Raw genomic sequence first — 23,449 nt, forward strand, 5'->3', positions numbered from 1 at the left:
TGAAAGGCAACCGCCCCAAAATACACGGTAATTCACCCAAAAATGGGCAAAAAATGAAACAAAAACACATAAAAAACGCACTTTTTCGCGTAAAATTTTGGTCTAAATGCAGATAAACGACTGAAAAACAGTCAAAAGCCGAAAAAAAATTCAAAAACTAAAAAAATGACACCTTCCGAAGACCGAGCCGCTCAGAAGTCGGAAAGCAGTTACCCTCCCCCTAAAAGGTGAAATATGACCTCTGGAGAGGGGTACCCGTAACCTGGTAACACAAAAAACGCCGGAAAAGCAATTTTCCAGCGTTACAAGGCAATTACCTTTTGTGCCTGTTCTCTATCCATTGATCCACAAACGAATCGGCCTGCAGCGTTCGCTTGCCTCGTACCAAAGCTATCCAGCCGGGGCGCATCAGTAAGTATTTGAAAGCGTCGGAGAAATTGGTGGATAACATCGGTAGTTTTTTCGGTGCCAGCTTTTCGGACTTCTTCACTTTGAACACTACCTTAGAATTACCCCGGTATTTGATTTCAGCCTTTGCCTTTTCTACAGAACTAACCATTTCTTTACAGTTCACCGCATCAACCAACAGGATAGGCAGGTTATTGTTGGTACCGCCCATAATCTCCTGCATAAAGTCGTATTCCGCATCCTGCCGGATAACTGCCTGTTTACGGCTCTTTAGGTTTACGATCCAGCCGGTACGGTTCCCGCTGCCGTCTTTTTCTATGGCGTCTTTGATCTTACCCGCGTAATCCTCCTTCTGTTTCTCAAAGTTATTACCTGCACGGTCATAGTACAAATCCAGCTCTTTATATTCGTGGTTCTGGAAGAAAGTGAGGAACTGGTCGGCAATCTCCCGGAACCAGCCCGGCGGTATCTCAAAAAAGTTCTTATGTACCCGGTAATAAGCACCGTCCGGCTGACCGATCACCAAAGAAAGCATATTACCGAAGTCCATACCGCCTTCAATCGTTTTATCATGGTGCAGGTACCGGAGTTCCCGCGAGCTGTAAGCGGCTTCTCCGGACATGGTACCGTTATAATACTTATGTCCTTCACCAAACAACACATAGAAACGTAAATCCCTGCGAAGACCGGGACGCATACCAACCACCGACTTCTTAAATTCGTGAAGCTCCAGCGTACCATTATACAACCGCTTTAAATAATCAATCGTAAGTATCTCAACATTAGCGAATGAAGAAGCGTTAAGAAAGAACGTTTGTCCTTTTCTCAACTTCAACAAAGCCCGGTCGTAATATTCAATATCCCGTTTCAAACGTTTCAGCTTCAAGGGGGAAGGCTTATTTTTTCTTTCTTCTTTTAATAGAGAAATTACCAGGTCATTACGCATACTTGCCGCCTGTACTATTTTTATGATCCGTTCCGGGTCCATTTGCTTGACATACCGGAAAAACCAGTCGTACTCGTTTTCGTCGATATCCGGCATATCGGTAGTAATGGTTATCCCCAGGAACAAATGGGAATGTCCGTAAGTGATCGCATCACCGCGAAGAATAGGCATAGCGCGGTTTACTTTCATTTCCTTGTCGTACTTCGCTTCATCATAAAACAGGTGTATTACAGACTTTCCGGCAAGCAGCGAAGGGTTATCCAGTGATCCCATGAAAATAACACATCCGTTCCAGAAGCTGTAAACATGCTTGTAATCATCCACGATAACCGAACATTTACGCCGCCAGGATTCAGGCGGGCGGGTATCTTTTACATAGTGTACCCCTTCGATAAGCCCCATAAGCTGCCAGCCCTTCTGAACGGCCGGCATTATATTATCTTCCAGGTTACTGTAAGTATTGGCAACAAAAGCGAACGCACCGCCGGGCATTTCTTCCACACAACGGGCGGAACGTCTGGCTTGTATAACGGTCGATTTGGCCGTACCGCGCCCGTCAATAGATACAAGAATAGTAGTATCGATCCAGTCCGTCAGAACCTGGATTATATGGCCGTATTTGATTTCTACATCATCGGCGTTACTCACCTTCGTTGTCTTCACCGAACTCTTTGATATCATACAACATACGTTTTTTCAGGTCAAAAGCTTTAATACGCGCATCCTCTTTTATATTCTCACGCACAATAACAGGAATTTCCGGTATCGCATCGATAAACTCTTCCAGTTCTTTACGGTCGATTTCAGGAACACCCAGATCCTTACGGCTGGTAGTATAAATAACCGTACTTTTCTGTGCAAGCAGTTCCTCCGGTATTTCGGCCTGTTGATCCTTGTAACATCCGCGAAGTTCCGCCGCCAATTTCAGCAGGTTCTTAGCCTCCTTCACATTTCCCATAAGAAAGACGGTATTCGCCCAGTTTTCGGCCTTTTCAGCATACAGATTAGCGAAAGCCTGCGGGCGTACGTTATCCTGCGTATAAAAGAAATTGAGACTGTCAGCGTACACCTGGCGGGCCATCCAGTCCGAAAGCCCGTAAGGTTCCGACTTCAAAAGGCGGATGATGCCGGCCTTTGTCACCAACTTACCATTTATACGCATACGGGCACGAAGTCCCCGTACCATTTCCATAAGGCTGTAATATTCCCTTTCATCGGGCGCGAGGGCTTCCAGCGTACCGGTAGAAAGAATCCTTTGAATCTGGTTGATATCCACCTTGTCAAAGTCTATTCGTGAGGGCTTAATTAAATTCGTCGTCATCCATTTGTTCGATTAAACGTTCGAAAGTATGTCTTTTCCGTACGGCCTCCAGCTGTTTTATAGCTTCCACGTTTCCACCTTCCGCCGCTTCATGGAGTTTTATTTCAGGGGCGGCACGTGCTACCAGAATCCCTTCCCGGATCAGGAAGTTAACGGAAGTTCCTACCGTTTCCGCATCCCGGACAAAAAGCCCGGCATCCTCCAGAGAAAGCCCCAGGGAAACAGCTATATCTTTCGGGGAATATCCTAAAGAAGACAAACGCCGTACATCCTCCTTTTGCTGCGCATCCAGGTAAATACTATCCACCACCGTTAAATCGTTCATACGCATCTTTTATTCGTTTCTGTGCCGTGAAATAATAAATTTCGTCCTGTTCCATTAATACAAAGTTCCGGCCGCTTTCAATGGCTGCCACGGCTGTAGTACCAGAACCGCCGAAAGTGTCCAGTATCAGATCGCCGGGCTTTGTACTGTCTTCAATCAGTTTACGGATCAACGCCACCGGTTTTTGTGTGGGATGAACCTTTTCACCTTCTATCTTTTTGGCACCGGACGAAAAAGATCGGATATTATCTATTACGTTTGTGGCACCGATAGAAACACCATTTCCACAATGAAACAAAATAAGCTCATGTATAAAAGCGTAATGATTACCCGGCCCCGACTGTTTGTTCCAAACGATCATGTTTGACGCGCCTAAATACAAGTCAAACAACGGATAATAAAAAGCATACCCGCGCCAGTCCGTAAAAAAATACACGCAAGCACTGGGTTTCTTCACCCGGTTAAACTCCAGGAACAAATCCCGGTAAAAGGGTTTACAGATAGACAAATCTTTAAAGCTGCCTTTCTGCCCGTTGTGTGTCATTCCCAGGAAATAAGGCGGATCGGTTATTATACAATCTACGGAATTGTCCGGAACACGTTTCAACGCCTCCAGGCAATCCTCGTTATATATTTGGTTTGTAATCATTAAAAAGTTGTTTAAGCCGGCTTTCTTCTTTTTCTATCCGGAGGGTTAATGTTTTGAGCTGGTGCCCCAGCTCCGAGCGGTCACAAGGATGAGAGAAACGACCCAGGTTCTTTGTGATCCGTTGCCGTTTCCCTGTCAGACTGGCAATAAGTTCAATTACTTTTTTTTTCGCGCCTCGATTTCTTCCTCTATGGCTTTCTGGGTAGTCTCCCACTTCTGGATCAATGCAAGGGCACTCGCTTTCTTCTTCTCATCATCCCCGGCCTGTTCCAGTTTCGCCTTATTTTTTGAAAGGTTGGCGCGGGCGTTATTCAGGGCCTTTTGTATGTCGATATCCGAAAGGTTCTCGACGCCCTTACGGACGGACAAACTTTTTACCTTCTCACATTTACCCAGAATCTTTCCGTTCTCCCGGTAATATTCCAGTTCGTCCCACATTTCGCGGTTAGCGATAAAGTTTTCCACAACCGCCTGCGCTTCCTGTGCTGTAGAAAGTGAATTGACATCATCCGGCGTAGCTTCCAGACGGGCGAAAGCTTCCTTATACTTCCCGTATGCGGTGAACATGTCGGAAACAAGTATTTTCAGAATGTCGGGGCAATCCGGAGAGTTCAGGAAGGTAAATTTCTCGCGGAAACGTATCATTTTGGTTACGGTTTCCGGAGCTGCCTTGTATCGTTTCTCCGCCTGATCCAGTTCCTCTTCCAGTTCTTCCACACGGTCGGCATTTTCATCCATGGAAAGAACCTTATCTCGGAAATCGGACGAAACGAGTTCTTCCACGCTGACATCGAAAGATTCGGCAAGTTCCAGCAGCAAATCATCGCTGTATTTTACCGGCGTTTTAGATGTTTCATCCCTGGCGGGTTCCATTTTTACCGCGGTCGGCTGTTTGGAGTTGCGCCGGATTGTCTTAAATTCACGTTCGGAAAGCCCGGCCAGCTTCCGTAGTTCCTCTAAAAGAATGGCCTTCATCGTTTCCGTTTCTCCCTGCCGGCGAAATGACTTCTTTAACATACGGTTGATACCGTATTTCTCGTATAGTTCCACGCCCTGGATAAAGTTACGCGGACCGGCCAGATAGGTAATAATCTCCTGTTTCATACTATATAAAAATTTGATGATACAAAGAAAAAGAAGGTAATTACCTCAAAAAAGGACAAAGAGCGGCTACAAACCTGCAGTCGCTCTTCGTCATTGTATTTATCCCAGCCTTTTATACTCCTGATAAAATTTCAATATCCTTTTTCATCATCCGTAAAGTTCTGATTCGTCCTACAATCTTTTCCAGAGAAAGGGGATCACTCTCTTCATCTGTCAAATCGTCGATTGTTTCCTCTATTACCTGTATGTAACAGGCAGAAACCGGCTCCGCCTTAACTTGCCACTGTTTCAATATTTCGGCGGTCTGGTCTGTGATATGTGCGCCGTTTACTTCTATATCCTTCATACTTTATATCATTTATGCAGGGCTTTCGCCCTGCCAGTTTATTACAAATCAAACATTATACTATATTGTGTTTTTAACTTATCAAAGGCATTATCTGTAACTACTATCGTTTTTTCGTTTACTTTTTTGATTCCTCTACCTTTTATAGTTATAGGTTTGTTCAACCAAAGCGTATATTTGTCATCAATCGCAACTACCAATATATCAGCCTGTTTTTTCTGAACATCCAAAGATGTTTCTTTATATTCACCTTTTTTAATCGCGTCTTTTGTCATTACTATTGTTGCTTTCATGTCTTATTATTGTTTATGCAGGGCTTTCGCCCTGCTAGTTGATGTTATATTATTTAATACCGCAAAGTTTTGAAATTTTCAATAATTCTTTATCGCTCATAAATATGAGATCGAAGAAGATACCTTCATCAAAAGGCTTATTTTGTAATAAAGCGGCTGATTTCATTTCACCCATGATTCGAGCTATCAAATTACCTTTTACCTTATCACTCATTTTTGTTTTCATAATCTTTATATTTTTAATTGTTATTACTTTATTTCCTTTTTTGATATTACAAAGGTAATGTTTTATATATTACAAAACAAGAAAATAGTAATATTTTATCGTTACATTAACATTAATTAGTAATATATTTAGCATTACAAATTAATAATATTGTAATTTTGCAACATTAAAAATTAAGATTATGGATAATATTGAAACATTACTGAAAGAAAAAGGGCTAACCAAAACGGCTTTTTCGGATTTATTAGGCGTTAAAAAACAAAACCTAAATGGATTAATGAAAAATCCAACCTTAGAAACAATACGAAAATTTGCCTCTGTTTTAGAAGTTGAACCTTGGCAACTATTCGCATCCAGCCAGGAAGTACAGGAAACAAAGAATACGATAACCTGCCCCCATTGTGGCAAACCTATCGAATTAGAAGTCAAATAAAAAATCCCGGAGCTGTGAAAAGTTCCGGGATTCTTTTTTATTTATGAAAGCCGTTTATTTATGCCTCATAACGGCTTTGTTCAATCCATTTCATAGCCTCCGAACCGTCGTTAAACGCCCGCAACGTCAATTGGGAACCTTCGGAAGCGGTAAACGTCTTACCACCTTTCAGAAGGAAATTACCGCCCGTCTCCACTGTTGGCGCAACACCCGAACATCCCATAAGGGTAATTACCGATCCATGACTTCCACCGGTAACACCGGCTATTTTGGCCGCACCTGCGGAAAGCTGGTACTGCCCGTCCGTCTGGTAATCTATATCTGTGGCTCCGGCTTCCACTACGACCACCGGTTCTTCCAGGGTGTCGGTACCCCGGTAAATGGCGATATCATCCCCCTTGCTGATCTGGGTGAAAGTAAGTTCGTTCGTATTCGATTCATTGGAACCGGTATAAGAAACGGATAACTTACACGGGTTACAGGGCGTTCCGATCAGATCGGCAGGCTTTCCGCTACAATAACGGAGCACAACGATACATTTCTTAGACAGCCAGTTTGTCTTAAACTCGCGAATTTCCTGTTCGTTACCGGGATGATTGAACTTAATGGAAGGCGTATAGCCTTCGGCGTCCGTTTCTCCGTCACTGTTGGAACTGATTTCAGCTGTACCGGGTGTCAGGTAAATACCAATCGCGTAACGTCCCGCCTTCATTACGATATCATCCTCGATAACCACACCGGCATCGTTTCTCTGCGGGAAGGAAAGAATATCGTCAACGTCGTAAATTACGAGCTGATCCTTGGGCTGAATGCCGTTACCGGGATTACCGGCCGGCCTTCTTACGCTTGCTTTTACGTATGTCATAACTTAATGATTTATAAGGTTATAAAATGGAAGGGATAAAGTACCCCTTCCGCTGAAATTTAGCCTCTTGCCACTTCGTAGAATTTACCGTCGGCGGCTTTTGCCAGCTTGATAAACTTGCCTTCGGAAAGCGTCATAGCTTCGGTTAAAACAAAGTTTCCGCCGGCTGCAATGGTGGAAGCATATTCAGAACCGCTTCCGTAGATCGTGTAAACGACACCGGCTTCCGCATCGGTAAAGTTAGTGATTGCCGTTACCTTTGTATTCTCACCGGTTACGAATACTTCACCGTCAAGCAAGGAAGGTGCCGTTTCATCCGGCGCAAACTGCAACGCATCGGAAGAAGCGTTTTCGCGGCCGATCTCGATAAATTTACCGTCGGCACGTTTCATCAGTTTAATAACATCCCCCTTGCCGGGCTGCCAGGCCTCGGAAATAAGTTCAAAGTTTCCGCTTTTCTCGATCTTGACACCTTTATCCACGCTTCCGCATTTCAGGGAAATAACCGTACCTACCGGCGCATCTTCAATATCGGTAATAGCAAATTCGGCTGTATTGGCTACGGTAACAATGGAGGTATGAAGCTTGGCCGACGGGTTCTTGTCCTTGTCAGCATCCACAAAGTAAGACGCCGGGCGGTCATACTCATTACAGAAGATCATCTGGCGCGTATAGTCCATATCTTCTTTCTTGGTGTACTTGAAGCCCACGGCAATAGCCCAGATACTTTCACGCCAGTTACTCCATACTTTCAGGCTCCAGTCTTCCTGTTCCAGGTTGAAAGCCGTCATTTCACCCGGTTTGTCCTCGTAGGTTTTAATGTTGCCTTCAAACGTCCAGAAGATACGGTGGTGGTTGTCAGCATTGGGAACCGGGATAATCTTCACCGCCGGATATTCCTTCACATACATGATATTAGCCTTGTAATCCTGGTTCTGCCCGTAATGCAGTTCATTGTATTTATGATACAATACAATAAAGTGCGAAGGCATATAAAGTGCCAGGTTACCGCTGTCACGAAGAACCGCCGGGATCATGGAAGTACCCTTGTACACCTTTTCACCGATGTTTGCTTCGGTAAGTTCTCCCAGCTCGAACGGCTTGATCTGGTAAACGAACTTTCCGTTATTGATATCGGTATGTCCGTTCACCTTCTTGTTCAGGAACTCATACAGACCGTCAGCTGCAGCAAGTGCTTTGCCCGGTTCGTTCAGATTCGGGTCCTTACGGATTCCGTTAATACGGCGTTGTTCGCGCTCGTTATGCAACTTCTTGGCGGTTTCGGCCAGGATGTACTCGATAAAAGACCATTTGATAGGGTTTGAACCTTCCTTGTTCAAAGTGCCGATCCAGGTTTTCTCCAGGGCTTTTAAATTTTTGAAACGGTGTGCAAACATCACGTTGAACATGCGCAAGGTTTCATCGTCGAATTCGTAGGAACCTTTAGTCACCTTATCGAAGTCGGATTCCTCATTGCCGGCCTGTGAGAACTCACCCAGCCAGATATTAACCAGCGTAGCCAAATCCTGATAACCGGATTCAAGCGGGAAAATACTTTCAATGGAAGGAAGTTCCATTAAAAAAGACTGCAAACGCTGTTGCCAGGGAATACGGTAAAAAGCTCCGAGGTCTTCCTTCAAACGGCTGTAGTCAAGGGAACTGGCTTTCGGAAGAGCGATCATTTCAAAACCGGCAGCCTCCATTAACGCAGCTTTGGCGCGAAGGTTATACGGGCGGTCCAGCGAGAACATTTCACCCTGCAAGCCCCCCAGCTGTTTTTCATCCCGGAGATTGAAAGCCCCTTTACCGTCCGCCTGGGCGTTGTGCTGCTTCCCTTTGCCCGGATCATCTTCCGCAGCGGCTGAAAGTTGGGCGATAATACCGGATAGCTTCGTTATCTCGGCATCCTTCTTGGCAATCAGCGAGGTGTTGTTCCGGTTTTCGTCACGCTGTTGCGTCTGCAAAGCTTCAAGCTGTTCCTGTGCCTGTGCCAGACGGGCCGCAGTATCACCCAACAAACCGCGAAGAAAAGCGGTAGTGGTAGGTTCTTCGTTTCCCTCTCCCTCATTCCCGGTTCCGGCTTCGTCTTGGAAGTCGTTCTCGAGGGACGCTTTAAACGCCGTGAGGAACTTATCAGAAAAACCGTAATTTTTCAGTTTAGCCATTTCCTCGGCCGTGATAGAGTTCTTATCCTCTACCTTGCTCCATTCCGACAGGCCCAACACACCCAGAATGACAGCGGATAAACTCTTAAAATCCAATTTCATATATACAAAATTTTAAAGTTAATACTATATGTTATACATCTCGTTTACTTTTCTGACGGTGGCCTGTGCCAGTACCCACTTTACCGCGTCTTCCAGCGTACCGAACTGGTCGATATAGCCGTTTGCCACGGCCACGTCGCCAGTGAATATCTGTCCCCGGAAAAGGGGAAGTTCCGGATCATAGGCAATACCCAGATTCCGACTGATCGCATCGCAGAAAATACGGTGCATGACGGCCAGACGCTGCTTTATAGGCTCTTCGTTGTTCTCCTTTTCAATCACGCGGGTTTCATAGTTTTTCAGATCGGCACTATCCGGATAGATTTCCCGGTAATCAATGCCCTGTTTCCTGAAATATTCCTTAAAGGATTGGTAAGTAAGCATGATACCGACGGAACCGACTTCACACATAGGGGAAGCGATAAAGGTTCTACCGGCGGCGGTGCCCAGCCAGAAATGGGCACTACCCATGGTACCGGCCACGTAGGTGGCTATAGGTTTGGAAGATTCGGCAATCATTTTAGCCGCCAGGTCCACATGTGCGACCATACCGCCTGGACCGTTGATCCACAGGACCGCGCCGCAAATCTTAGGATTATCGGAAATATCACGGAGCTGCTTTTCCAGGCGGTAAGTCTCCCAGGAATACAAGGTGCCTTCCAGGATAATGACGGCCACGCTGTCAGCCGGCAGGGTGTCATCATCCAGTTCCCACCGGTTGGCAAGGTAAGGCGTAGTAGCGTAGGCGGTTATTTTATTATTGTCGAGCCGTTTTTCGATCGCATCCAGGTTGCCGGCTGCAACACACGGCACAAGTAAGGAAAGCAACCGGTAATAATCATTATCAGCGATTGCCCAAGGTGCTGTAAAAATCTCCTGTATTTTGTCCACGTTCTCTTTTTTACGACAAAGAAAACGCCTATATCATAGGTAGAGAAGGACTGAAAGGAACCTACAGGAACGCATCAACGCCCGGACCCGTACCGGACAGGGTGCAGTTATACAGGCCCCCGCCGATCTCAAAAGAAAAGGTAAGCGGGTAATCGGGAGAACCGGAAACACGGGTGTTACCCGTTTCGTCAGTATAGAGGGCGACAAAAGGCGTCGCTTTCAGATTTTCCAGGTAAAGCGTCTTATTTTGCGACACGTCGGCAAGCTTGAAGGTATGTTTTTTAGTATAGACGTCTTCATTTTTGCTGTCACCCGGTTTTAAGGTTCCCGGTACGATCATAAGAATATCAGGTTTTCCGATAGAGCGGATAACGACTTTCGAACGCACGACGCCAAAATGGATAATGTTGTAAACGGGAACCAGTTGCAGGCTATGGGCGGCGGATATTAACTTTCTTGACATAATTACAGATATAAAGTATTGATAATCAAACATTCAGCATTTTTCGGACGTTTTTCAGCCAAAAACCGGACAAAAAAGGACAAACAGATACAGTTGGTAGGTAAAAAATAACTTGCTTTTTTACACTTTTTTTCGGTTATAGGCCCTTTTCTTCTTGCGCCTGAAACTGTCCCGCCACCGCTGGTAGTTTTTCAGCAGTCCGTCTTCCTGAATGGAAGAGATATCATACTTTTTCAGGAAGGTAAAAACGGTTTCCTTAAACTCGATTCCGTGCAGGTGCTTGTTTTCGTCCATGAGTTCGTGCAGCTCGGCCCACATCAGGGCACGCAGACGCTTTTCAAGAATGGCGGTACCGCGTACGGAAATGTAATTGAACTGTTCCGGAGACTTGCCGCCGGCAAAATTGGCCTCCCGGCGGTCAGGCAGCATAAACTCCAGGTTGCCGCGGTCAGCCGGACAATTTACCGGCCGTTTCTCCATGAGATCGTAAACGGTCACATAGATATCGGACGAAGAAGGAAAACGGACGGTACCGACCGTTTCGTCGTAATATTTGCCCCGGACATACTCGGCCAGGTAGGATTCGATCTGTATTCGGGTGGTAATCATAGCAATAACATTCCTTTTTAAAGGCAAAGATATTCCTTTATCGGCTGTTGGTCTGCCATTTACGGGAAAATGTAGGCTTTCAGCCGTCATTTTGATAAATATACTCCGGGAGAATAATTATAATATGCCTTTTCCAGCCACCACACACCCGACATTTTCTCTGCCAGGCTGTGCTGATATAATTCGGTACTAAATTTTTGTAATTTCGTAACCGGGCAACCGACAAAGGTAAAATCCTGTATCTTAGCAACTTAGTAACGTTACTAATTTCCGTTACAAAAAAATGGCAGGAAAACAGTTTGTAACCGGGCTTACCGGTAGAAGATAAAAAGGCCGGTGTTACAAACCGGAAAAATTCGTAACCGTTTTGTAACTGCAACTTCGTAACCTTTATTTCCTATTTATTTATTTGATTTTCAGACTTTTTTCTTTCAAGCAAACAAAGGTTACAAGGTTACTAAAATTTTGTATGAAATAGAGGTGGGGTATGGGGAGGGAAGCCGGGCGGGACGCATCTGTTTCCATACGAAAAGAGGGACCGACACATTCGTATCTGGTCCCTCTTTTCGTATTTTATACCGGCTCCGATCCGTCTTATACGCGATGTTTGCACCTGCTTAAAATCCATTTCTTTACGTCCGGGGGTATATAGCGGTGCACGACGGCCGTATAGTCTTCGTTAAATTCATACTCCAGGTAGTTGTCGCCTTCCAGGATAAAAACACAGGCCGTTTTGATGATCCATTCGAGCTGCTCGCCCGAATAGCGTTCCAGTGCCAGGACGGTACCGGGTTTCATACGCTCCAGATAGCGGTAGACCTGTTCGGCGAATTTTCGGAACCTCTCGCCGCTGTTCCAGAGCGCGGTAAACTCGGACATGCTGTTTAATTTCAAATGCGCGTTATTCATTCATCCGGTCGTTCATCAGGTACAAACATGAGTGTCGGATCGGCCGGTTCCGTTCCACCACCGGCAGCCGTTTCCGCCGTGCCGCATGAACGCAGATAGATCATGTCGGCGGCCTTGCCGTCGTTATCTTTGCGTACGATACGCCCCTGGGAGTTGCAAAGGTCCTTCGGGTTGAGTTCGTCAATGTAAGGGCAAAGGGCCACAAAGCCTTTGAGGGCCTTTGTAAAACGCTGCATCGTGATTTTATTCACACCGGAAAAGCTTTTGTAATCAGCAAAAGCCTTTTCACGGACGATAAAGCTGTCCAGGTGTTCGCTGTCCGGAGAGAAATAAGAGTTCGCCCAATCCTCAAAGTTATTGCCCATATCGGCCTTGTATTTACGCCTGATAATGTTTTCCATGGGCGGAAGCAGTTTTATAGATTCCTCGCAAAGGGAAAGGTAAAAACGGCAGCACTGCAAGAAGAAATTTATATCGGCGTTCCACTCGTTCTCGCTGTAAGTCTTGGAAAACAAATCCTTACCGAAATCGTCCCGGATAGAACGCGTTTCCCGGTAGTCGTTATCTTCCGTACGCTGGTGGTAGTAGTCGGAGAATACCAGGTACAGCAAACGGGCTTCCGTAGACGGATCAAAATCAATAGGAACGTAATTAGTTGTAAATCCCAGCTTGGCCGATTCCTCGAAAGGTATAGTAAACGACTGGTTGTTCTTCGGGTTCACGGTCATATCTGACGTGATGATATCGTAAAACAGGCCCGTATTAAGATACCGGTCGCAATCATCCACCAGGATAAAGTCGGTATGCTGGTTTACCTGGTCGAACACATGCGGGTTATCCATTAACTTGGGATTACGGCCGGAAAGCTTGACGGTCTTCATAAAGTAGGAAAGGGCTTTGAACATGAATGATTTGCCCGAACGCCCGTTACATTCACCGTCTTCACCGATCTTGTTATCCATGGCCTGCGGTGCCCAGGCACGCGAAGGGGATTTATAACGGTGCAACATATAACCGATAGTAAAGATCTTGTTGATAAGGTTCCTTTTCTGTTCGGCCACTTCTTCCGCCGTGAGGCCTTCCCCCTCGATATCGAATTTATGTTTTTCCCGGTAGGATTCCGCTTCCCCCACGCTCTTGTCATCGAAATTATATTCCAGTTCCTTACGCCAGTAAACGCGGCTCGAATTGATTACATAACCAAAAAAGTTAGACGGTACGGCATTGATCCGGATATCAAACACATCGTTCCCCTCTATGTCTTTTTTACGGGAAATAGTAAACATGTCTTCCATAAGACGGACTTTGTGTTTCAGGACGTTTTCTTCCCAAACGTAGTGGGACAATGTGCTGCCGTTGGCCGGATGTTCCTTTATACCGGTACCGCTTACCTCCATGCTGCAACCGGGAAAGAAGAACATCTGCGTATTATGGGTATAATTGGTAAAATCCAGTTCGATCTCCTGCAAGTTGTCCAGGGCCGTATCTGACAGTTTGGGGCTGTTCAGAATAAGATTCCTTATATCGCGGGATAAAAAGCTCTCTTGGGCCCACTCACGGATAAACTTCCGGATATCCTTTGCCTTTATCAGTTTTACGATATTGCCGGTAATACGGATGTATTTCGTTGAACTGGAATTTTCATCATGAAGCGAATAGAAACCGTTAAGACGTAAAAAGTAGTGAAGGCAGTCCGCGTCTATATTGTGATCCCATTGCCGGGATTTCTCGTTAAACTTGGAATACCAGAATTTGGCGGGCATGGCAAGCGTCATAAGGTTACGGAAATCTTCGTTCTTGCTTCTTAATTCCATGAAGTCCCGGAAGTCCTTACGCGGTTTGCCCCGCTGGTCCCGGTAAGTGGTAAGCCAGGCCGGTAGCCAGATCGTGTGGATATCAATAAAGCGTAATGCAAGTTCCGTACCCTTCACCCTGCCCGTCGTGTCGATATCGGGTATGTTATACAGGACTTCAACGTATTTCATGATCTCCTTGTAATCCTGTTCGGAAAGTTTATACGTCTCCGAATTAAACCAGATCGGGGAAAAGCCCAACGATTTAACGCACAGGGCGTCGCGCTCTCCGGAACATATAAACGCCTCCTGCAGCTTCTGCTCCTTATAGGGCTTTTCCGCATTGGCCGGATTCTTTTTAAAGGCGGCTTCCTCCCTGGAATTAAATTCCCGGTATAAGGCTTTCAGTTCGGAAAGGCCGTTTATATAGTCTTTCGGCTTGACACCTTCCGGAGTGTAGGAAAAACGCCATTGCTTGTCCGGATTCAAAGGCTCGTATATTTTATAGAACTTCACTTCGGGCGTGTCGCCTTCGGCCGGTTTTACCAGACATTCGCGCATAAAGATAGGGTATGTCGCAGTCGCGTATTTATAGGTTACCTCGCGATTTTTTACATACCCTATATATTTGGCCGAATACCAGTGCAGGGCCTCGGCGTTCTCCTGGGTGACACGGGGGCCGAGTATGCGTAACTGATCCGGGGTGAGATGATCGGCAAGCTCGAAAAGTTTAGTACCGTCTTTCTGATCCTGGGAGGCCGGAACCTTACGGATGTCCGGCTTGTTTACGTTACGGTTGAGTTCATCGGTTACGTTGTACATGGATGCAAGTTTAAGGATAGCCTCGTTAAACCGGAGGCCTTCCTCATACATGCAGATATCGACGGGGCTTTGAGCCGTTCCGGTATCGCCGAAATCCGTTACCTTATAAACCTGCTGGGAACCTTCCTTTCCGAATAACTTGATACAGGCCGACGCGTCGTCTTCTGACGGCCGGCGTTTGAAATGGCGGTTGGTTCCGACACAATCCCGGGCTTGCGGATAATAATGTAGAATTATATCCAGCCCGTTGTTGGTTACTTTGTAGATGTCTTCTGCCTTTATCATCGTTATAAAGTTACATGGTTACTTATTCTTCGTTGTCTTCTTTCCGTCCCGGGCACATCTCCGTCCAAGGTTGATACAGGAAAACGAATAATAACAGCCAAAGAAAAGCGGTTTTACCCGTATAATAAATGACAAAGGCAATCAGTCCCATAAAGGCAACCACGATAATAGCGTGGGCGATGTATTTTAAATTTTTATCTTTCATTGTTCAAACATGTTATACTGAATTGAAAAACCGAATTTGCTTAATCTCCTTTCCTGGAGAAGGGAACGTTTGTCATGTGAAGGCATAATGGCCACCAGGTGCTTTGTATCGAACCGGTAACCTTTCTTCCGCATCTGATAACGTAGGTTTCTTAGGCGTCTGTCTTCTTTCATGGCATTTCGTTAAGATCGTCTTAGTTTACAGAAGACTCGGCACACTATCGCAAAGGATAGCGTTTAAATCCTCCTGTATGGTTTCCTGCTGCTCCCTGTTCAAATGTACCAGGAAATAACCTTTTCCGCCGGAAAGATTCTTAATCTCCGCCAGATTATACTTCCTGTCTACCGCATCCACGAACGCAGGGGATTCCATGGGGCGGAAACTACTGAATATTTTATAAGTTCCACTGCTGCCTTCTATTCGTAGCGTGGTTAATTCATCGGGGGTGGTAATTGTTGATTTCATTACTTATTTATTTTTAATTATTCGACTTGTTCCTCACCTTCACGTATTAGGGTAAAAGGTAGTTTGGTACCACAATTCACACAATAAGCTGTTTTACTCTTGTTTAAGGAAACTCCATCGGAATATTCCCCACCGGAATATGTACCGTCAGAATTATGCACACTCGTGTAACTCATTCTAAACAGATCACTATACTGATAACCGTAAAAACCATTGCAATAAGGGCAAGGAAGCGGTTGTGCTTCAGTTACTTTTATGGAGATTTTTTTGCTCATTTCTGTTCTTGATTTGAATTATTTTTCACCACTTATTTTTAATTTTACCAATTCACCAATAGGATAGGTCGTATGTTTCGGTCTGTTTATTTTCACTTTATGAGAAGAAAGAAACAACGGAACAGATTCTATTCGATAGAAAGTGTAGTAAGCTTCTTTAGGAGCTGTTTTTTCATATTTCTTTAAATATTCTTCTGCTTTATTTCTCGTATCAAATGCGGCAAGGATAGAAAACCAAACGCCGTCTTCTTCGTATTTTCCGGATTCCCTTTTAGTTACTATGTAAATTTTGCTCATTGTTGTTTATAGCTGTGCCGGAGGATAGCATCGAACTACCAATAACGCCCGCTTTCGCCCTTCGGGGTTATCTCCACACTCCGGCGGTTATTATATGGAGCGGCAAAAACCGCCCCGGTTATTTATTCACTTTTCTCTTCCGGAAGAAAAACAAAGTCCGCCCAAATATCAAGGAATTGTCGACCGCAATACGTTGCCAGTTCCGACGTTTTGAAGGCAAGCCGAACGCCGATGTACGCAAACGTGCCCGATGAATCGACATTCGCGACCGCACACGAAACACCGCCCAACGCGCCCGCGTAGTTGACCGACCGATACACCACACGAGACTTTTCTTCCTCGTCTAACTTGTTGTATTCTTCCCTTGTATAAAGAATAAACCAAGGATAATAACGGCATTCATCCTCTGTAAATTGAGGTTCCCAGCCTTCATTTAAAGCCTTGACAATGATACGGAGTTTCAGGAAAGCCAGAACGTCAGGTTCAAGACCGAGGGATATTTTATCTCGGTTCCATGCTTCTGCATCGATGCCAATTTCACGGCAGGCGTCCTCAAACGTCTTAATACGTTTTCTTACGTCTTTTTCTGGTTCATCAATAAGAGTTAAGATTCCATTTCTCCAGACAGCTGTTTTACCTTCCGGAATTTCAATTTCTAATTTCTTTGATTTCATTTTTCTTTTATTTATTGGTTTTCACTATGGAAGATTTTTACGCCTGTGACTTCCTCGATCTTATCCTTGGCAAGTTCGGGAATACGACAACGACTACCCCGCCAATTACGAAAGGTATGTAATGGCACTTTACATGCTTCTGCCAATTTAAGGGACATTTCAGAAGATTCTTTTACCGGCAAATTCAAAAGGTACATTCTTAGTTTCTCGCCGTCATCATTCCTTTTTAATTTTTTTTTCGTCATACCTTTGTGATAAATATACTCATTATTATTAACTTTACATAGCAAAGGTATAATTATTTTCACCACAAGTGAATAAGAATTACGTTAATAAAAGTTATAACAAAGATATAATATGGCTAATTTCTTGTTAATAAGAGAATTATGTGAGTTAAAGAAAATCACTATACGAGAACTTGCATCACGTATAGGAAAAGAAGATAGTAGCATACAGGCTATTGTCAGGAATGGAACAACGAATACAAAAACCATTGAGGCAATAGCAAAGGTTCTGGAAGTTCCTGTAGGTGTATTCTTTGATAATATTCCCATACCTGGAATAAAATCAAATGAACTTGATAAGGATGCAAAAATAGCTGATTTAGAAAGGATAATTGAGGAGAAGGAACGTCTAATACAAGTCTTATTAAGTAAGAAATAACCTGTAATAGATAAGAAATGTAGGCATATTGTAGGCTATACAATTATACAAGCAATTAATAATCAAGCGATTAATAAACGTTACTTGAATCACATAAAAAAAGCTGTATCTTCTGAGGGTACAGCTTTTTTTATGGAAATATTTAAAAAGGATTTATCTATAAGCGGGGCTATGGAAAAGATCTTGTCCATATCTATAAACCTTTCCCGTTGGATAGTTAAGGGTTTTCTTCCTGTTTGTTCTATCTCCGCAAGCCTTTGGAGTTAACTCCATAGCCTTGGGAGATAACTCCAAAGCTTATGGAGATAACTCCAAAGGCTATGGAGATAGAATACATCCGTATAAAAAGGTTTAATCTGGAAAGAGAAAAGGTTTATGCAACAGGAACAGATGCAATACATTGTTGTTTAATTCCGCTGGCGGGCTATTACTTTTTCTCAGTTTCTCCGCCCTTTGGGCTTCATGGCAGCGGAAAGATTGAACCGGTTAAAAAGTCATGTTAACCCTTTTTGTACGCGTAACTTCCATGTATGCAGGCGAGGGGATGGATAACCATTATTTTACTGAGGTGCATGATATTTATGTAAAGGATTTGAAATGCAAAAAGGTGAATGTAGCTGCATTGGTGCTTCAAGGCACAGAGGAGAAGCCTATTTATAACGTGACTTTTGATAACGTGGATGTGGATAAAGCAGGGATAGGTCTTGGTTTCTCGAATACGAAGACAATTGGGGTTTCTAATTGTAATTGGGAGGTTATGTTGGGGTGCCGTCTACAGCCAGTGCGAAAGATGGTATATTCGATAAATAGATTTGTTTGACTTCTTGGTTTACTTCGCCGATTCCTTGAAAGATTCTTGTTACGCTGGAATGACAGAGTAAAAGGAAAGCAGGAAACCGTTTCCGGACAGGCTGGGGGAGGATTTTTCATCCCTCAGCTAAACAAATGTTTTTATAGATGGTTCTATAAGTAAAAAGACGATAATTATGAGTACAAACGAATTTGCCCGAATTTTATTGACTTGGATTAAGAGTTTTCTATCATGGATAGGCATCCCGCGCGATAGGTTGAATGAACTGGATGAGATTATTTTCTTGATCCTGATTGTGGTTATTGCTTTTGCTGTAGGAGCTGTTTTTCATTATTTATCTGTGCGTTTCACACGGAAGGTGTTGAAATATAAAAATATCAGTTTTTTAAGTTCGCTGATAGAATACAATGCCTTGCGGAAAATGTCTGCGGTCATTCCGCCGCTTATTATATCCGCTTTGTTGCCGTTTGTGTTCGATTATCGTTCTACTTGGTTTACTGTCAGTGAAAAAATCACTTGGATTTATTTCTTTATCGCTTTGTTGTTTTCGGTCAATGCCGTGTTAAACTCGGTAGGTAATGTGCTGATGAACAAGGAGCAGTTACAGAATCGTCCGATGAAAGGTTTCATACAGATCTTTCAAGTGATTTTTTCGTGTGTTGCCATCATTGTCATCATTTCCATATTGATTAATAAGTCGCCTCTCAACCTGATTACCGGACTGGGTGCTTTTGCTGCCGTACTGATGTTGATTTTCAAAGATACCATCCTTGGCTTTGTGGCGGGGGTACTGCTTTCCGAGAATGATATGGTGCATATCGGCGATTGGATTGAGATGCCGCAGAATAATGTGAATGGGGTGGTGATGGATATCACTCTGAACATTGTGAAGGTTCAGAATTTCGATAATACTATTGTCACTATACCTCCTTATTCATTAGTCTCCGGTTCATTTATCAATTGGCGTGGGATGACTGAATCGGGCGGGCGGCGTATTATGCGCGAGTATGCATTGAAACTGGATTACATACAACCCTGTACTCCTGAATTTTTGGAGAAAATGAAGAAGTTTGATGCTGATTTGGCCGACTTTATCACAGAAAAGCAGAAACAGGCGGCTGAAGGAAAAGTAGCGAATACTGACAATCCGGCCGGATTGGTAAATGGAACCATCGATACGAATGTAGGGCTGCTTCGTGCTTATATGACTCTCTATCTGAAGCGCCATCCTTTTATCAGTAAGGACCTGTTGCTGATGGTGCGCACGTTGGCTCCTACGGAGAATGGTCTGCCCGTACAAATTTATTGTTTCTCGTCCAATAAGAACTGGCCTAGTTATGAATCTATCCAGGCGGAAATCATGGAACATTTTGTTTCTGTTCTTCCCGAGTTTGGATTGTATCCGTTCCAGAATCCTACTGCCAGAGATTATGTAATCAGTGGTTTGATAGAGTCTGGCAAGGACCTTTCTACTGTAGGCGGAATTCCTTGGCATTCGGTCTTGCCAAAGGAAGAAAAGGTATAGTTAGGGATTTAAACATTTATTAATGACTTGCGGTTGAACAATTCTTGTTGCCGCCGTGTTATATAAATGTGTTTTTCATAGTATTAGATTAAAGGTTGAAGATTGCAATCGGCTTGAGAGAAGTAGTTGCATCTGAAGTAGAAGCGTCTACTATAAAAAATATAGAAAGGTTGTTCCTTACGGGACAGCCTTTTTGTTTTGTTAAAAGGAACCATTCACTTTAACTTGAAATGTTAAAGGAGTTGTTGCTTTTATTAAACAATACTATAATTTCTTCTTAACGCTTCCTTAAATTTGCAGATAGCAGGAAAGTGTGTATATTTGCATGTGTGTTTTTCATAGTATTAGATTTAAGGTTAACAAAAGGTTGGAGCAAGGCGTTGCTCCTTTTTTTATGGAGTAACGTGAGGAGTACATCTGCTGTCCGGTTCCGATATCCGATACAGAACCACAGAGAAGAATCCGTGCAATGTATTCCTCTCCGTGACTGTGTAACTTAATTCTGCATTTTTAATGCAAGAGGCAGGCTGAATTAAATAATCTCGATGCCTTGCTTCCGGCATAACTCCAATCCCACATCCTTTAACTTGAATTTCTGTATCTTTCCGCTGCCCGTCATGGGGAACTCATCAACAAAGAAGATATATTTAGGAATTTTGTAACGGGCTATCTTGCCGTCGCAAAAGTCACGTATATCAAATTCGTTCATTTCCACCCCTTCGTGCAAGATAATGAATGCGCCTACCGCTTCTCCGTATTTCTTGGAGGGGATACCGGCTACCTGTACATCTTTTATTCCTTCCATCTGATACAGGAACTCTTCTATTTCCCGTGGATAGATATTCTCTCCGCCACGGATAATCATGTCTTTTATCCGTCCTGTGATACGATAATTACCTTCTTCGTCTTTCACTCCCAGATCTCCTGAGTGGAGAAAGCCGTTCCGGTCTATCACTTCAGCGGTTGCTTCGGGGTTTTTGTAATACCCCTTCATGGTGTTATACCCTTTGTTGCACATCTCGCCTTGTACGCCTATGGGACATTCCTCGCCAGTTTCCGGATCGATCACTTTTACTTCCGTAAACTCGAAATCACGGCCCACCGTGTTGCAGCGTACATCAAACGAATCGTCGATGCGGGAGGCTGTCATGCCGGGAGAAGCTTCTGTAAGCCCGTATACACTGGTGACCTTCATAAACATTTTCTCTTCCACACGTTTCATCAGTTCCACCGGACAGAGTGAGCCTGCCATAATGCCGGTGCGCAGACTGGACATATCGAACATATCAAACATGGGATGGTTCAGCTCGGCAATGAACATGGTAGGAACCCCGTACAAGGCCGTGCAGCGTTCCTTGTGGACGGAGGCAAGTACCAGCAGCGGGTCAAAACGTTCCACCATCACCTGCGTGCATCCGTGTGTAAGGCAGTTCATGGTGGCTAATACCACTCCGAAGCAATGGAACAGGGGTACACAGACACATAGTTTGTCATCGGAAGTGAATTTCATGTGCTCGCCAGTCAGGAAACCGTTGTTGCTGATGTTGTAATGGGTGAGCATGACTCCTTTGGGGAAACCGGTCGTGCCCGAAGTGTACTGCATGTTCACCGTGTCGTGGCAGTTCACCTTCGCTTTCGCTTCCAGCAGCTCGTCATCGTCTATGTTGCATCCCAGAAGCAGAATTTCGGCGGTGTTGTACATACCCCGGTATTTTTCGGGGCCGATGTAAATCACGTTCTTCATGCAGGGGAAGCGTTTGCTCTTCAGATATCCGCGCTGGCTGGTCTTTAGTTCGGGCAGCATGGCGTAGACCATATTTACATAGTCGTCATTGCCACGGTCTCCGTTTACGATACACAGCGTGTGCATATCCGAATTCTGGCAGAGGTATTCCAGTTCTGCCTGTTTGTAGTTGGTATTTACTGTTACGGCCACGGCGCCGATTTTGGCGCAAGCGTACAGAAAGGTCAGCCAGTCGGGCACATTACCCGCCCAGATTCCTACATGGGTTCCCCGTTTCACGCCGATGGCGAGCAGTCCTTTGGCCATGTGGTCTACACGCTCGTTAAATTGTTTCCAGGTGAAGCGCAGATTGCGGTCGGAATATACGATATATTCTTTATCGGGAGTGGTGAGGGCCCAATGTTCAAGCCAGTCACCCAAGGTTCTCGTGCTTAATTCCATCATAAATCAAATAGGAGTATAGATAACAGCCAATATTTTGGCGGCTTGTCCTTGATATCCGTGTACGTGGTGCGGAACGATAGAATCATAATAAATACTGTCTCCGGCTTTAATCAGATGGCATTTTTTACCATGGCATACTTCGACGGCGCCTTCCATGACATAGATAAACTCTTCACCTTCATGCGAGGAGAGTGAGAAGTGGCTTTCCTCCGTCGGTTCCACGTCTACGATGAATGGTTCCATATGCCTGTCCGCTTTTGATTTTGACAGTGAGTGGTAGCGCATATGTGTACGCAGGTCCATTGCATTGTTCGAGAAACTGATGGTATCCTCACTCTCTTGTTTCCGGCAGATTACTGCTCCTTGTTCTTCCTGGTCGTCCAGAAAAGTGCCCAGACGTACCCCTAACGCGCGGGCTATCTTGATGAGGGGAGCCAATGAAGGAAGATCTACATTATTCTCTATTCGTTCTATTTGTTCTTCGGCAAGGCCAGAGCGTACGGCCAGTTCGGCCACACTGATTTCTTTTGTTTCACGTAGTGATTTTATTTTTTCACCAACAATCTTTGTGCTGTCCATGGTTTGTTTTTAATAAGTTTGCAAAGTATAAAGTGCAAATATATAATAAAAAAGAATTGGGCACTCTGTTTTTGTTCTGAATATGTAAAAAAGGCAGGTTAGCGACGAATTGCCGGTCATTTGTCATTAACCGTCGGTAAGTTTCGAATATTTGTGTTTTTTGTTCTATCTTTGTTCTCGAAACTTAATTAAAGACTAAAACTTATGTTCTCAGGGATTGTAGAAGAATATGCGGAGGTGGTGCGTATTGTAAAGGAGCAGGAAAATCTGCACCTCACCTTGAAATGTTCGTTTGTGGACGAACTGAAAATAGACCAAAGTATCTCTCATAACGGCGTGTGCCTGACTGTAGTCAGTTTACAGGATGGAACGTACACGGTTACCGCCATGAAAGAAACGATAGAGCGTTCCAACATCGGCTTGCTGAAAGTGGGAGATAAAGTGAATGTGGAACGCAGCATGATGATGAACGGGCGGCTGGACGGTCATATTGTGCAAGGACATGTGGATCAGACTGCCGAATGTATGGATATAAAGGATGCTGAAGGAAGCTGGTATTTTACTTTCAGATATGCGTTTGACAAGGAAATGGCAAAGCGCGGCTACATCACGGTGGACAAAGGCTCGGTTACGGTGAATGGTGTGAGTCTGACCGTTTGTAACCCTACGGAGGATACTTTTCAGGTTGCCATCATTCCTTATACTTACGAACATACCAATTTCCATACTTTTAAAGTGGGAAGCATTGTGAATATAGAGTTTGATATCATCGGCAAATATTTAAGCCGCATGATGCAGTTCTCCTGATTCTT

General features: G+C 44.3%; 29 protein-coding genes. 7 read left to right on the plus strand and 22 right to left on the minus strand.

Features of this window, described 5'->3' with window-relative positions:
• Nucleotides 1-313 precede the first annotated feature (313 nt).
• From AB5062_RS08725 to AB5062_RS08760, 8 genes are all read right to left on the minus strand, one after another.
• Entirely contained in the window at nt 314-2,035 is a 1,722-nt protein-coding gene (locus AB5062_RS08725; protein WP_151921654.1) for a hypothetical protein, read from the minus strand.
• Nucleotides 1,995-2,675, minus strand: coding sequence for a hypothetical protein (locus AB5062_RS08730; RefSeq protein ID WP_007478419.1), 681 nt, complete (start codon nt 2,673-2,675; stop codon nt 1,995-1,997). The genes AB5062_RS08725 and AB5062_RS08730 overlap by 41 nt, the downstream gene beginning before the upstream one ends.
• Nucleotides 2,656-3,000, minus strand: coding sequence for a hypothetical protein (locus tag AB5062_RS08735; protein WP_004318180.1), 345 nt, complete (start codon nt 2,998-3,000; stop codon nt 2,656-2,658). Before AB5062_RS08735 ends, AB5062_RS08730 begins: the two co-directional genes overlap by 20 nt.
• Nucleotides 2,975-3,649, minus strand: coding sequence for a site-specific DNA-methyltransferase (locus AB5062_RS08740; RefSeq protein WP_007478421.1), 675 nt, complete (start codon nt 3,647-3,649; stop codon nt 2,975-2,977). Before AB5062_RS08740 ends, AB5062_RS08735 begins: the two co-directional genes overlap by 26 nt.
• Before the next feature lie 156 nt (nt 3,650-3,805).
• On the minus strand, nt 3,806-4,753 hold the full coding sequence (locus tag AB5062_RS08745; protein ID WP_022042340.1) for a hypothetical protein: 948 nt from the start codon (nt 4,751-4,753) through the stop codon (nt 3,806-3,808).
• A 112-nt stretch (nt 4,754-4,865) separates the two neighbouring features.
• Nucleotides 4,866-5,099 carry a hypothetical protein gene (locus tag AB5062_RS08750; protein WP_258910615.1) on the minus strand — a complete coding sequence of 78 codons (234 nt, stop codon included), beginning with the start codon at nt 5,097-5,099 and terminating at the stop codon, nt 4,866-4,868.
• Nucleotides 5,100-5,140: 41 nt separating this feature from the next.
• Nucleotides 5,141-5,392, minus strand: a complete 252-nt coding sequence (locus tag AB5062_RS08755; protein WP_022042338.1) for a hypothetical protein — start codon at nt 5,390-5,392, stop codon at nt 5,141-5,143.
• Nucleotides 5,393-5,441: 49 nt separating this feature from the next.
• A complete protein-coding gene (locus tag AB5062_RS08760) occupies nt 5,442-5,618 on the minus strand; it encodes a hypothetical protein (RefSeq protein ID WP_022042337.1) in 177 nt (58 codons plus the stop codon).
• A gap of 181 nt (nt 5,619-5,799) precedes the next feature.
• Between AB5062_RS08760 and AB5062_RS08765 the strand changes: the two genes are divergently transcribed.
• Nucleotides 5,800-6,051 (plus strand): helix-turn-helix domain-containing protein, encoded by a 252-nt coding sequence (locus tag AB5062_RS08765; protein ID WP_022042336.1) that lies wholly within the window; start codon nt 5,800-5,802, stop codon nt 6,049-6,051.
• Between the two features lie 58 nt (nt 6,052-6,109).
• On the opposite strand, the gene AB5062_RS08770 is transcribed toward AB5062_RS08765, so the two are convergent.
• The 12 genes from AB5062_RS08770 to AB5062_RS08825 all read right to left on the minus strand — a co-directional run bounded on the left by AB5062_RS08770 (nt 6,110) and on the right by AB5062_RS08825 (nt 17,116).
• Nucleotides 6,110-6,916 (minus strand): hypothetical protein, encoded by an 807-nt coding sequence (locus AB5062_RS08770; RefSeq protein ID WP_258910616.1) that lies wholly within the window; start codon nt 6,914-6,916, stop codon nt 6,110-6,112.
• A gap of 59 nt (nt 6,917-6,975) precedes the next feature.
• Nucleotides 6,976-9,183: a hypothetical protein gene (locus tag AB5062_RS08775; RefSeq protein ID WP_258910617.1), complete on the minus strand. Its 2,208-nt coding sequence runs from the start codon at nt 9,181-9,183 to the stop codon at nt 6,976-6,978.
• Nucleotides 9,184-9,207: 24 nt separating this feature from the next.
• Nucleotides 9,208-10,074, minus strand: a complete 867-nt coding sequence (locus AB5062_RS08780; RefSeq protein WP_008775580.1) for a S49 family peptidase — start codon at nt 10,072-10,074, stop codon at nt 9,208-9,210.
• 61 nt (nt 10,075-10,135) lie between these two features.
• Nucleotides 10,136-10,570 carry a hypothetical protein gene (locus AB5062_RS08785; RefSeq protein ID WP_008775579.1) on the minus strand — a complete coding sequence of 145 codons (435 nt, stop codon included), beginning with the start codon at nt 10,568-10,570 and terminating at the stop codon, nt 10,136-10,138.
• 87 nt (nt 10,571-10,657) lie between these two features.
• On the minus strand, nt 10,658-11,146 hold the full coding sequence (locus tag AB5062_RS08790) for a hypothetical protein (protein ID WP_004303399.1): 489 nt from the start codon (nt 11,144-11,146) through the stop codon (nt 10,658-10,660).
• Nucleotides 11,147-11,740: 594 nt separating this feature from the next.
• A complete protein-coding gene (locus AB5062_RS08795) occupies nt 11,741-12,055 on the minus strand; it encodes a hypothetical protein (protein WP_004303400.1) in 315 nt (104 codons plus the stop codon).
• Nucleotides 12,052-14,955, minus strand: coding sequence for a hypothetical protein (locus AB5062_RS08800; RefSeq protein WP_004303401.1), 2,904 nt, complete (start codon nt 14,953-14,955; stop codon nt 12,052-12,054). Before AB5062_RS08800 ends, AB5062_RS08795 begins: the two co-directional genes overlap by 4 nt.
• Nucleotides 14,956-14,977: 22 nt before the next feature.
• Nucleotides 14,978-15,160: a hypothetical protein gene (locus tag AB5062_RS08805; protein ID WP_004303402.1), complete on the minus strand. Its 183-nt coding sequence runs from the start codon at nt 15,158-15,160 to the stop codon at nt 14,978-14,980.
• A gap of 198 nt (nt 15,161-15,358) precedes the next feature.
• Nucleotides 15,359-15,625, minus strand: coding sequence for a hypothetical protein (locus AB5062_RS08810; protein WP_004303403.1), 267 nt, complete (start codon nt 15,623-15,625; stop codon nt 15,359-15,361).
• Between the two features lie 293 nt (nt 15,626-15,918).
• On the minus strand, nt 15,919-16,197 hold the full coding sequence (locus AB5062_RS08815) for a hypothetical protein (RefSeq protein WP_004303405.1): 279 nt from the start codon (nt 16,195-16,197) through the stop codon (nt 15,919-15,921).
• A gap of 122 nt (nt 16,198-16,319) precedes the next feature.
• Nucleotides 16,320-16,871: a hypothetical protein gene (locus AB5062_RS08820; RefSeq protein WP_368326865.1), complete on the minus strand. Its 552-nt coding sequence runs from the start codon at nt 16,869-16,871 to the stop codon at nt 16,320-16,322.
• Nucleotides 16,872-16,882: 11 nt separating this feature from the next.
• On the minus strand, nt 16,883-17,116 hold the full coding sequence (locus tag AB5062_RS08825; RefSeq protein WP_029425873.1) for a hypothetical protein: 234 nt from the start codon (nt 17,114-17,116) through the stop codon (nt 16,883-16,885).
• Nucleotides 17,117-17,228: 112 nt separating this feature from the next.
• On the opposite strand from AB5062_RS08825, the gene AB5062_RS08830 reads away from it, so the two are divergent.
• From AB5062_RS08830 to AB5062_RS08850, 5 genes are all read left to right on the plus strand, one after another.
• Nucleotides 17,229-17,534 carry a helix-turn-helix domain-containing protein gene (locus AB5062_RS08830; RefSeq protein ID WP_004325853.1) on the plus strand — a complete coding sequence of 102 codons (306 nt, stop codon included), beginning with the start codon at nt 17,229-17,231 and terminating at the stop codon, nt 17,532-17,534.
• Between the two features lie 277 nt (nt 17,535-17,811).
• Nucleotides 17,812-17,889 carry a hypothetical protein gene (locus tag AB5062_RS08835; protein ID WP_185157322.1) on the plus strand — a complete coding sequence of 26 codons (78 nt, stop codon included), beginning with the start codon at nt 17,812-17,814 and terminating at the stop codon, nt 17,887-17,889.
• Complete coding sequence (locus AB5062_RS08840) at nt 17,855-18,037, plus strand: hypothetical protein (protein ID WP_080705365.1); 183 nt, start codon at nt 17,855-17,857, stop codon at nt 18,035-18,037. Before AB5062_RS08835 ends, AB5062_RS08840 begins: the two co-directional genes overlap by 35 nt.
• The gene (locus AB5062_RS08845) at nt 18,031-18,354 is read left to right on the plus strand and encodes a hypothetical protein (protein ID WP_224205408.1); all 324 of its coding nucleotides are present in this window, start codon (nt 18,031-18,033) and stop codon (nt 18,352-18,354) included. The genes AB5062_RS08840 and AB5062_RS08845 overlap by 7 nt, the downstream gene beginning before the upstream one ends.
• Nucleotides 18,355-18,520: 166 nt before the next feature.
• Entirely contained in the window at nt 18,521-19,870 is a 1,350-nt protein-coding gene (locus tag AB5062_RS08850; protein ID WP_032953229.1) for a mechanosensitive ion channel family protein, read from the plus strand.
• Between the two features lie 532 nt (nt 19,871-20,402).
• On the opposite strand, the gene AB5062_RS08855 is transcribed toward AB5062_RS08850, so the two are convergent.
• Both AB5062_RS08855 and AB5062_RS08860 read right to left on the minus strand, forming a co-directional pair.
• Nucleotides 20,403-22,055, minus strand: a complete 1,653-nt coding sequence (locus AB5062_RS08855) for an AMP-binding protein (RefSeq protein WP_032934748.1) — start codon at nt 22,053-22,055, stop codon at nt 20,403-20,405.
• Between the two features lie 6 nt (nt 22,056-22,061).
• Nucleotides 22,062-22,637: a helix-turn-helix domain-containing protein gene (locus AB5062_RS08860; protein ID WP_005843827.1), complete on the minus strand. Its 576-nt coding sequence runs from the start codon at nt 22,635-22,637 to the stop codon at nt 22,062-22,064.
• 204 nt (nt 22,638-22,841) lie between these two features.
• On the opposite strand from AB5062_RS08860, the gene AB5062_RS08865 reads away from it, so the two are divergent.
• Complete coding sequence (locus tag AB5062_RS08865) at nt 22,842-23,444, plus strand: riboflavin synthase (protein WP_005843829.1); 603 nt, start codon at nt 22,842-22,844, stop codon at nt 23,442-23,444.
• Nucleotides 23,445-23,449: the final 5 nt, after the last annotated feature.

Origin of the sequence: Phocaeicola sp. RTP21359st1_B8_RTP21360_211022 (assembly GCF_040911965.1) — a bacterium.
Taxonomy (GTDB): Bacteria; Bacteroidota; Bacteroidia; order Bacteroidales; family Bacteroidaceae; genus Phocaeicola; species Phocaeicola vulgatus.

Excerpts from the sequence above, each read along its gene's own strand:
- AB5062_RS08725 (WP_151921654.1), bottom strand. The coding sequence starts at position 2,035 with ATGATATCAAAGAGTTCGGTGAAGACAACGAAGGTGAGTAACGCCGAT.
- AB5062_RS08730 (WP_007478419.1), bottom strand. The coding sequence starts at position 2,675 with ATGACGACGAATTTAATTAAGCCCTCACGAATAGACTTTGACAAGGTG.
- AB5062_RS08735 (WP_004318180.1), bottom strand. The coding sequence starts at position 3,000 with ATGAACGATTTAACGGTGGTGGATAGTATTTACCTGGATGCGCAGCAA.
- AB5062_RS08740 (WP_007478421.1), bottom strand. The coding sequence starts at position 3,649 with ATGATTACAAACCAAATATATAACGAGGATTGCCTGGAGGCGTTGAAA.
- AB5062_RS08745 (WP_022042340.1), bottom strand. The coding sequence starts at position 4,753 with ATGAAACAGGAGATTATTACCTATCTGGCCGGTCCGCGTAACTTTATC.
- AB5062_RS08750 (WP_258910615.1), bottom strand. The coding sequence starts at position 5,099 with ATGAAGGATATAGAAGTAAACGGCGCACATATCACAGACCAGACCGCC.
- AB5062_RS08755 (WP_022042338.1), bottom strand. The coding sequence starts at position 5,392 with ATGAAAGCAACAATAGTAATGACAAAAGACGCGATTAAAAAAGGTGAA.
- AB5062_RS08760 (WP_022042337.1), bottom strand. The coding sequence starts at position 5,618 with ATGAAAACAAAAATGAGTGATAAGGTAAAAGGTAATTTGATAGCTCGA.
- AB5062_RS08765 (WP_022042336.1), top strand. The coding sequence starts at position 5,800 with ATGGATAATATTGAAACATTACTGAAAGAAAAAGGGCTAACCAAAACG.
- AB5062_RS08770 (WP_258910616.1), bottom strand. The coding sequence starts at position 6,916 with ATGACATACGTAAAAGCAAGCGTAAGAAGGCCGGCCGGTAATCCCGGT.
- AB5062_RS08775 (WP_258910617.1), bottom strand. The coding sequence starts at position 9,183 with ATGAAATTGGATTTTAAGAGTTTATCCGCTGTCATTCTGGGTGTGTTG.
- AB5062_RS08785 (WP_008775579.1), bottom strand. The coding sequence starts at position 10,570 with ATGTTTGATTATCAATACTTTATATCTGTAATTATGTCAAGAAAGTTA.
- AB5062_RS08790 (WP_004303399.1), bottom strand. The coding sequence starts at position 11,146 with ATGATTACCACCCGAATACAGATCGAATCCTACCTGGCCGAGTATGTC.
- AB5062_RS08795 (WP_004303400.1), bottom strand. The coding sequence starts at position 12,055 with ATGAATAACGCGCATTTGAAATTAAACAGCATGTCCGAGTTTACCGCG.
- AB5062_RS08800 (WP_004303401.1), bottom strand. The coding sequence starts at position 14,955 with ATGATAAAGGCAGAAGACATCTACAAAGTAACCAACAACGGGCTGGAT.
- AB5062_RS08805 (WP_004303402.1), bottom strand. The coding sequence starts at position 15,160 with ATGAAAGATAAAAATTTAAAATACATCGCCCACGCTATTATCGTGGTT.
- AB5062_RS08810 (WP_004303403.1), bottom strand. The coding sequence starts at position 15,625 with ATGAAATCAACAATTACCACCCCCGATGAATTAACCACGCTACGAATA.
- AB5062_RS08815 (WP_004303405.1), bottom strand. The coding sequence starts at position 16,197 with ATGAGCAAAATTTACATAGTAACTAAAAGGGAATCCGGAAAATACGAA.
- AB5062_RS08820 (WP_368326865.1), bottom strand. The coding sequence starts at position 16,871 with ATGAAATCAAAGAAATTAGAAATTGAAATTCCGGAAGGTAAAACAGCT.
- AB5062_RS08825 (WP_029425873.1), bottom strand. The coding sequence starts at position 17,116 with ATGACGAAAAAAAAATTAAAAAGGAATGATGACGGCGAGAAACTAAGA.
- AB5062_RS08830 (WP_004325853.1), top strand. The coding sequence starts at position 17,229 with ATGGCTAATTTCTTGTTAATAAGAGAATTATGTGAGTTAAAGAAAATC.
- AB5062_RS08840 (WP_080705365.1), top strand. The coding sequence starts at position 17,855 with ATGGAGATAGAATACATCCGTATAAAAAGGTTTAATCTGGAAAGAGAA.
- AB5062_RS08845 (WP_224205408.1), top strand. The coding sequence starts at position 18,031 with ATGTTAACCCTTTTTGTACGCGTAACTTCCATGTATGCAGGCGAGGGG.
- AB5062_RS08850 (WP_032953229.1), top strand. The coding sequence starts at position 18,521 with ATGAGTACAAACGAATTTGCCCGAATTTTATTGACTTGGATTAAGAGT.
- AB5062_RS08855 (WP_032934748.1), bottom strand. The coding sequence starts at position 22,055 with ATGGAATTAAGCACGAGAACCTTGGGTGACTGGCTTGAACATTGGGCC.
- AB5062_RS08860 (WP_005843827.1), bottom strand. The coding sequence starts at position 22,637 with ATGGACAGCACAAAGATTGTTGGTGAAAAAATAAAATCACTACGTGAA.
- AB5062_RS08865 (WP_005843829.1), top strand. The coding sequence starts at position 22,842 with ATGTTCTCAGGGATTGTAGAAGAATATGCGGAGGTGGTGCGTATTGTA.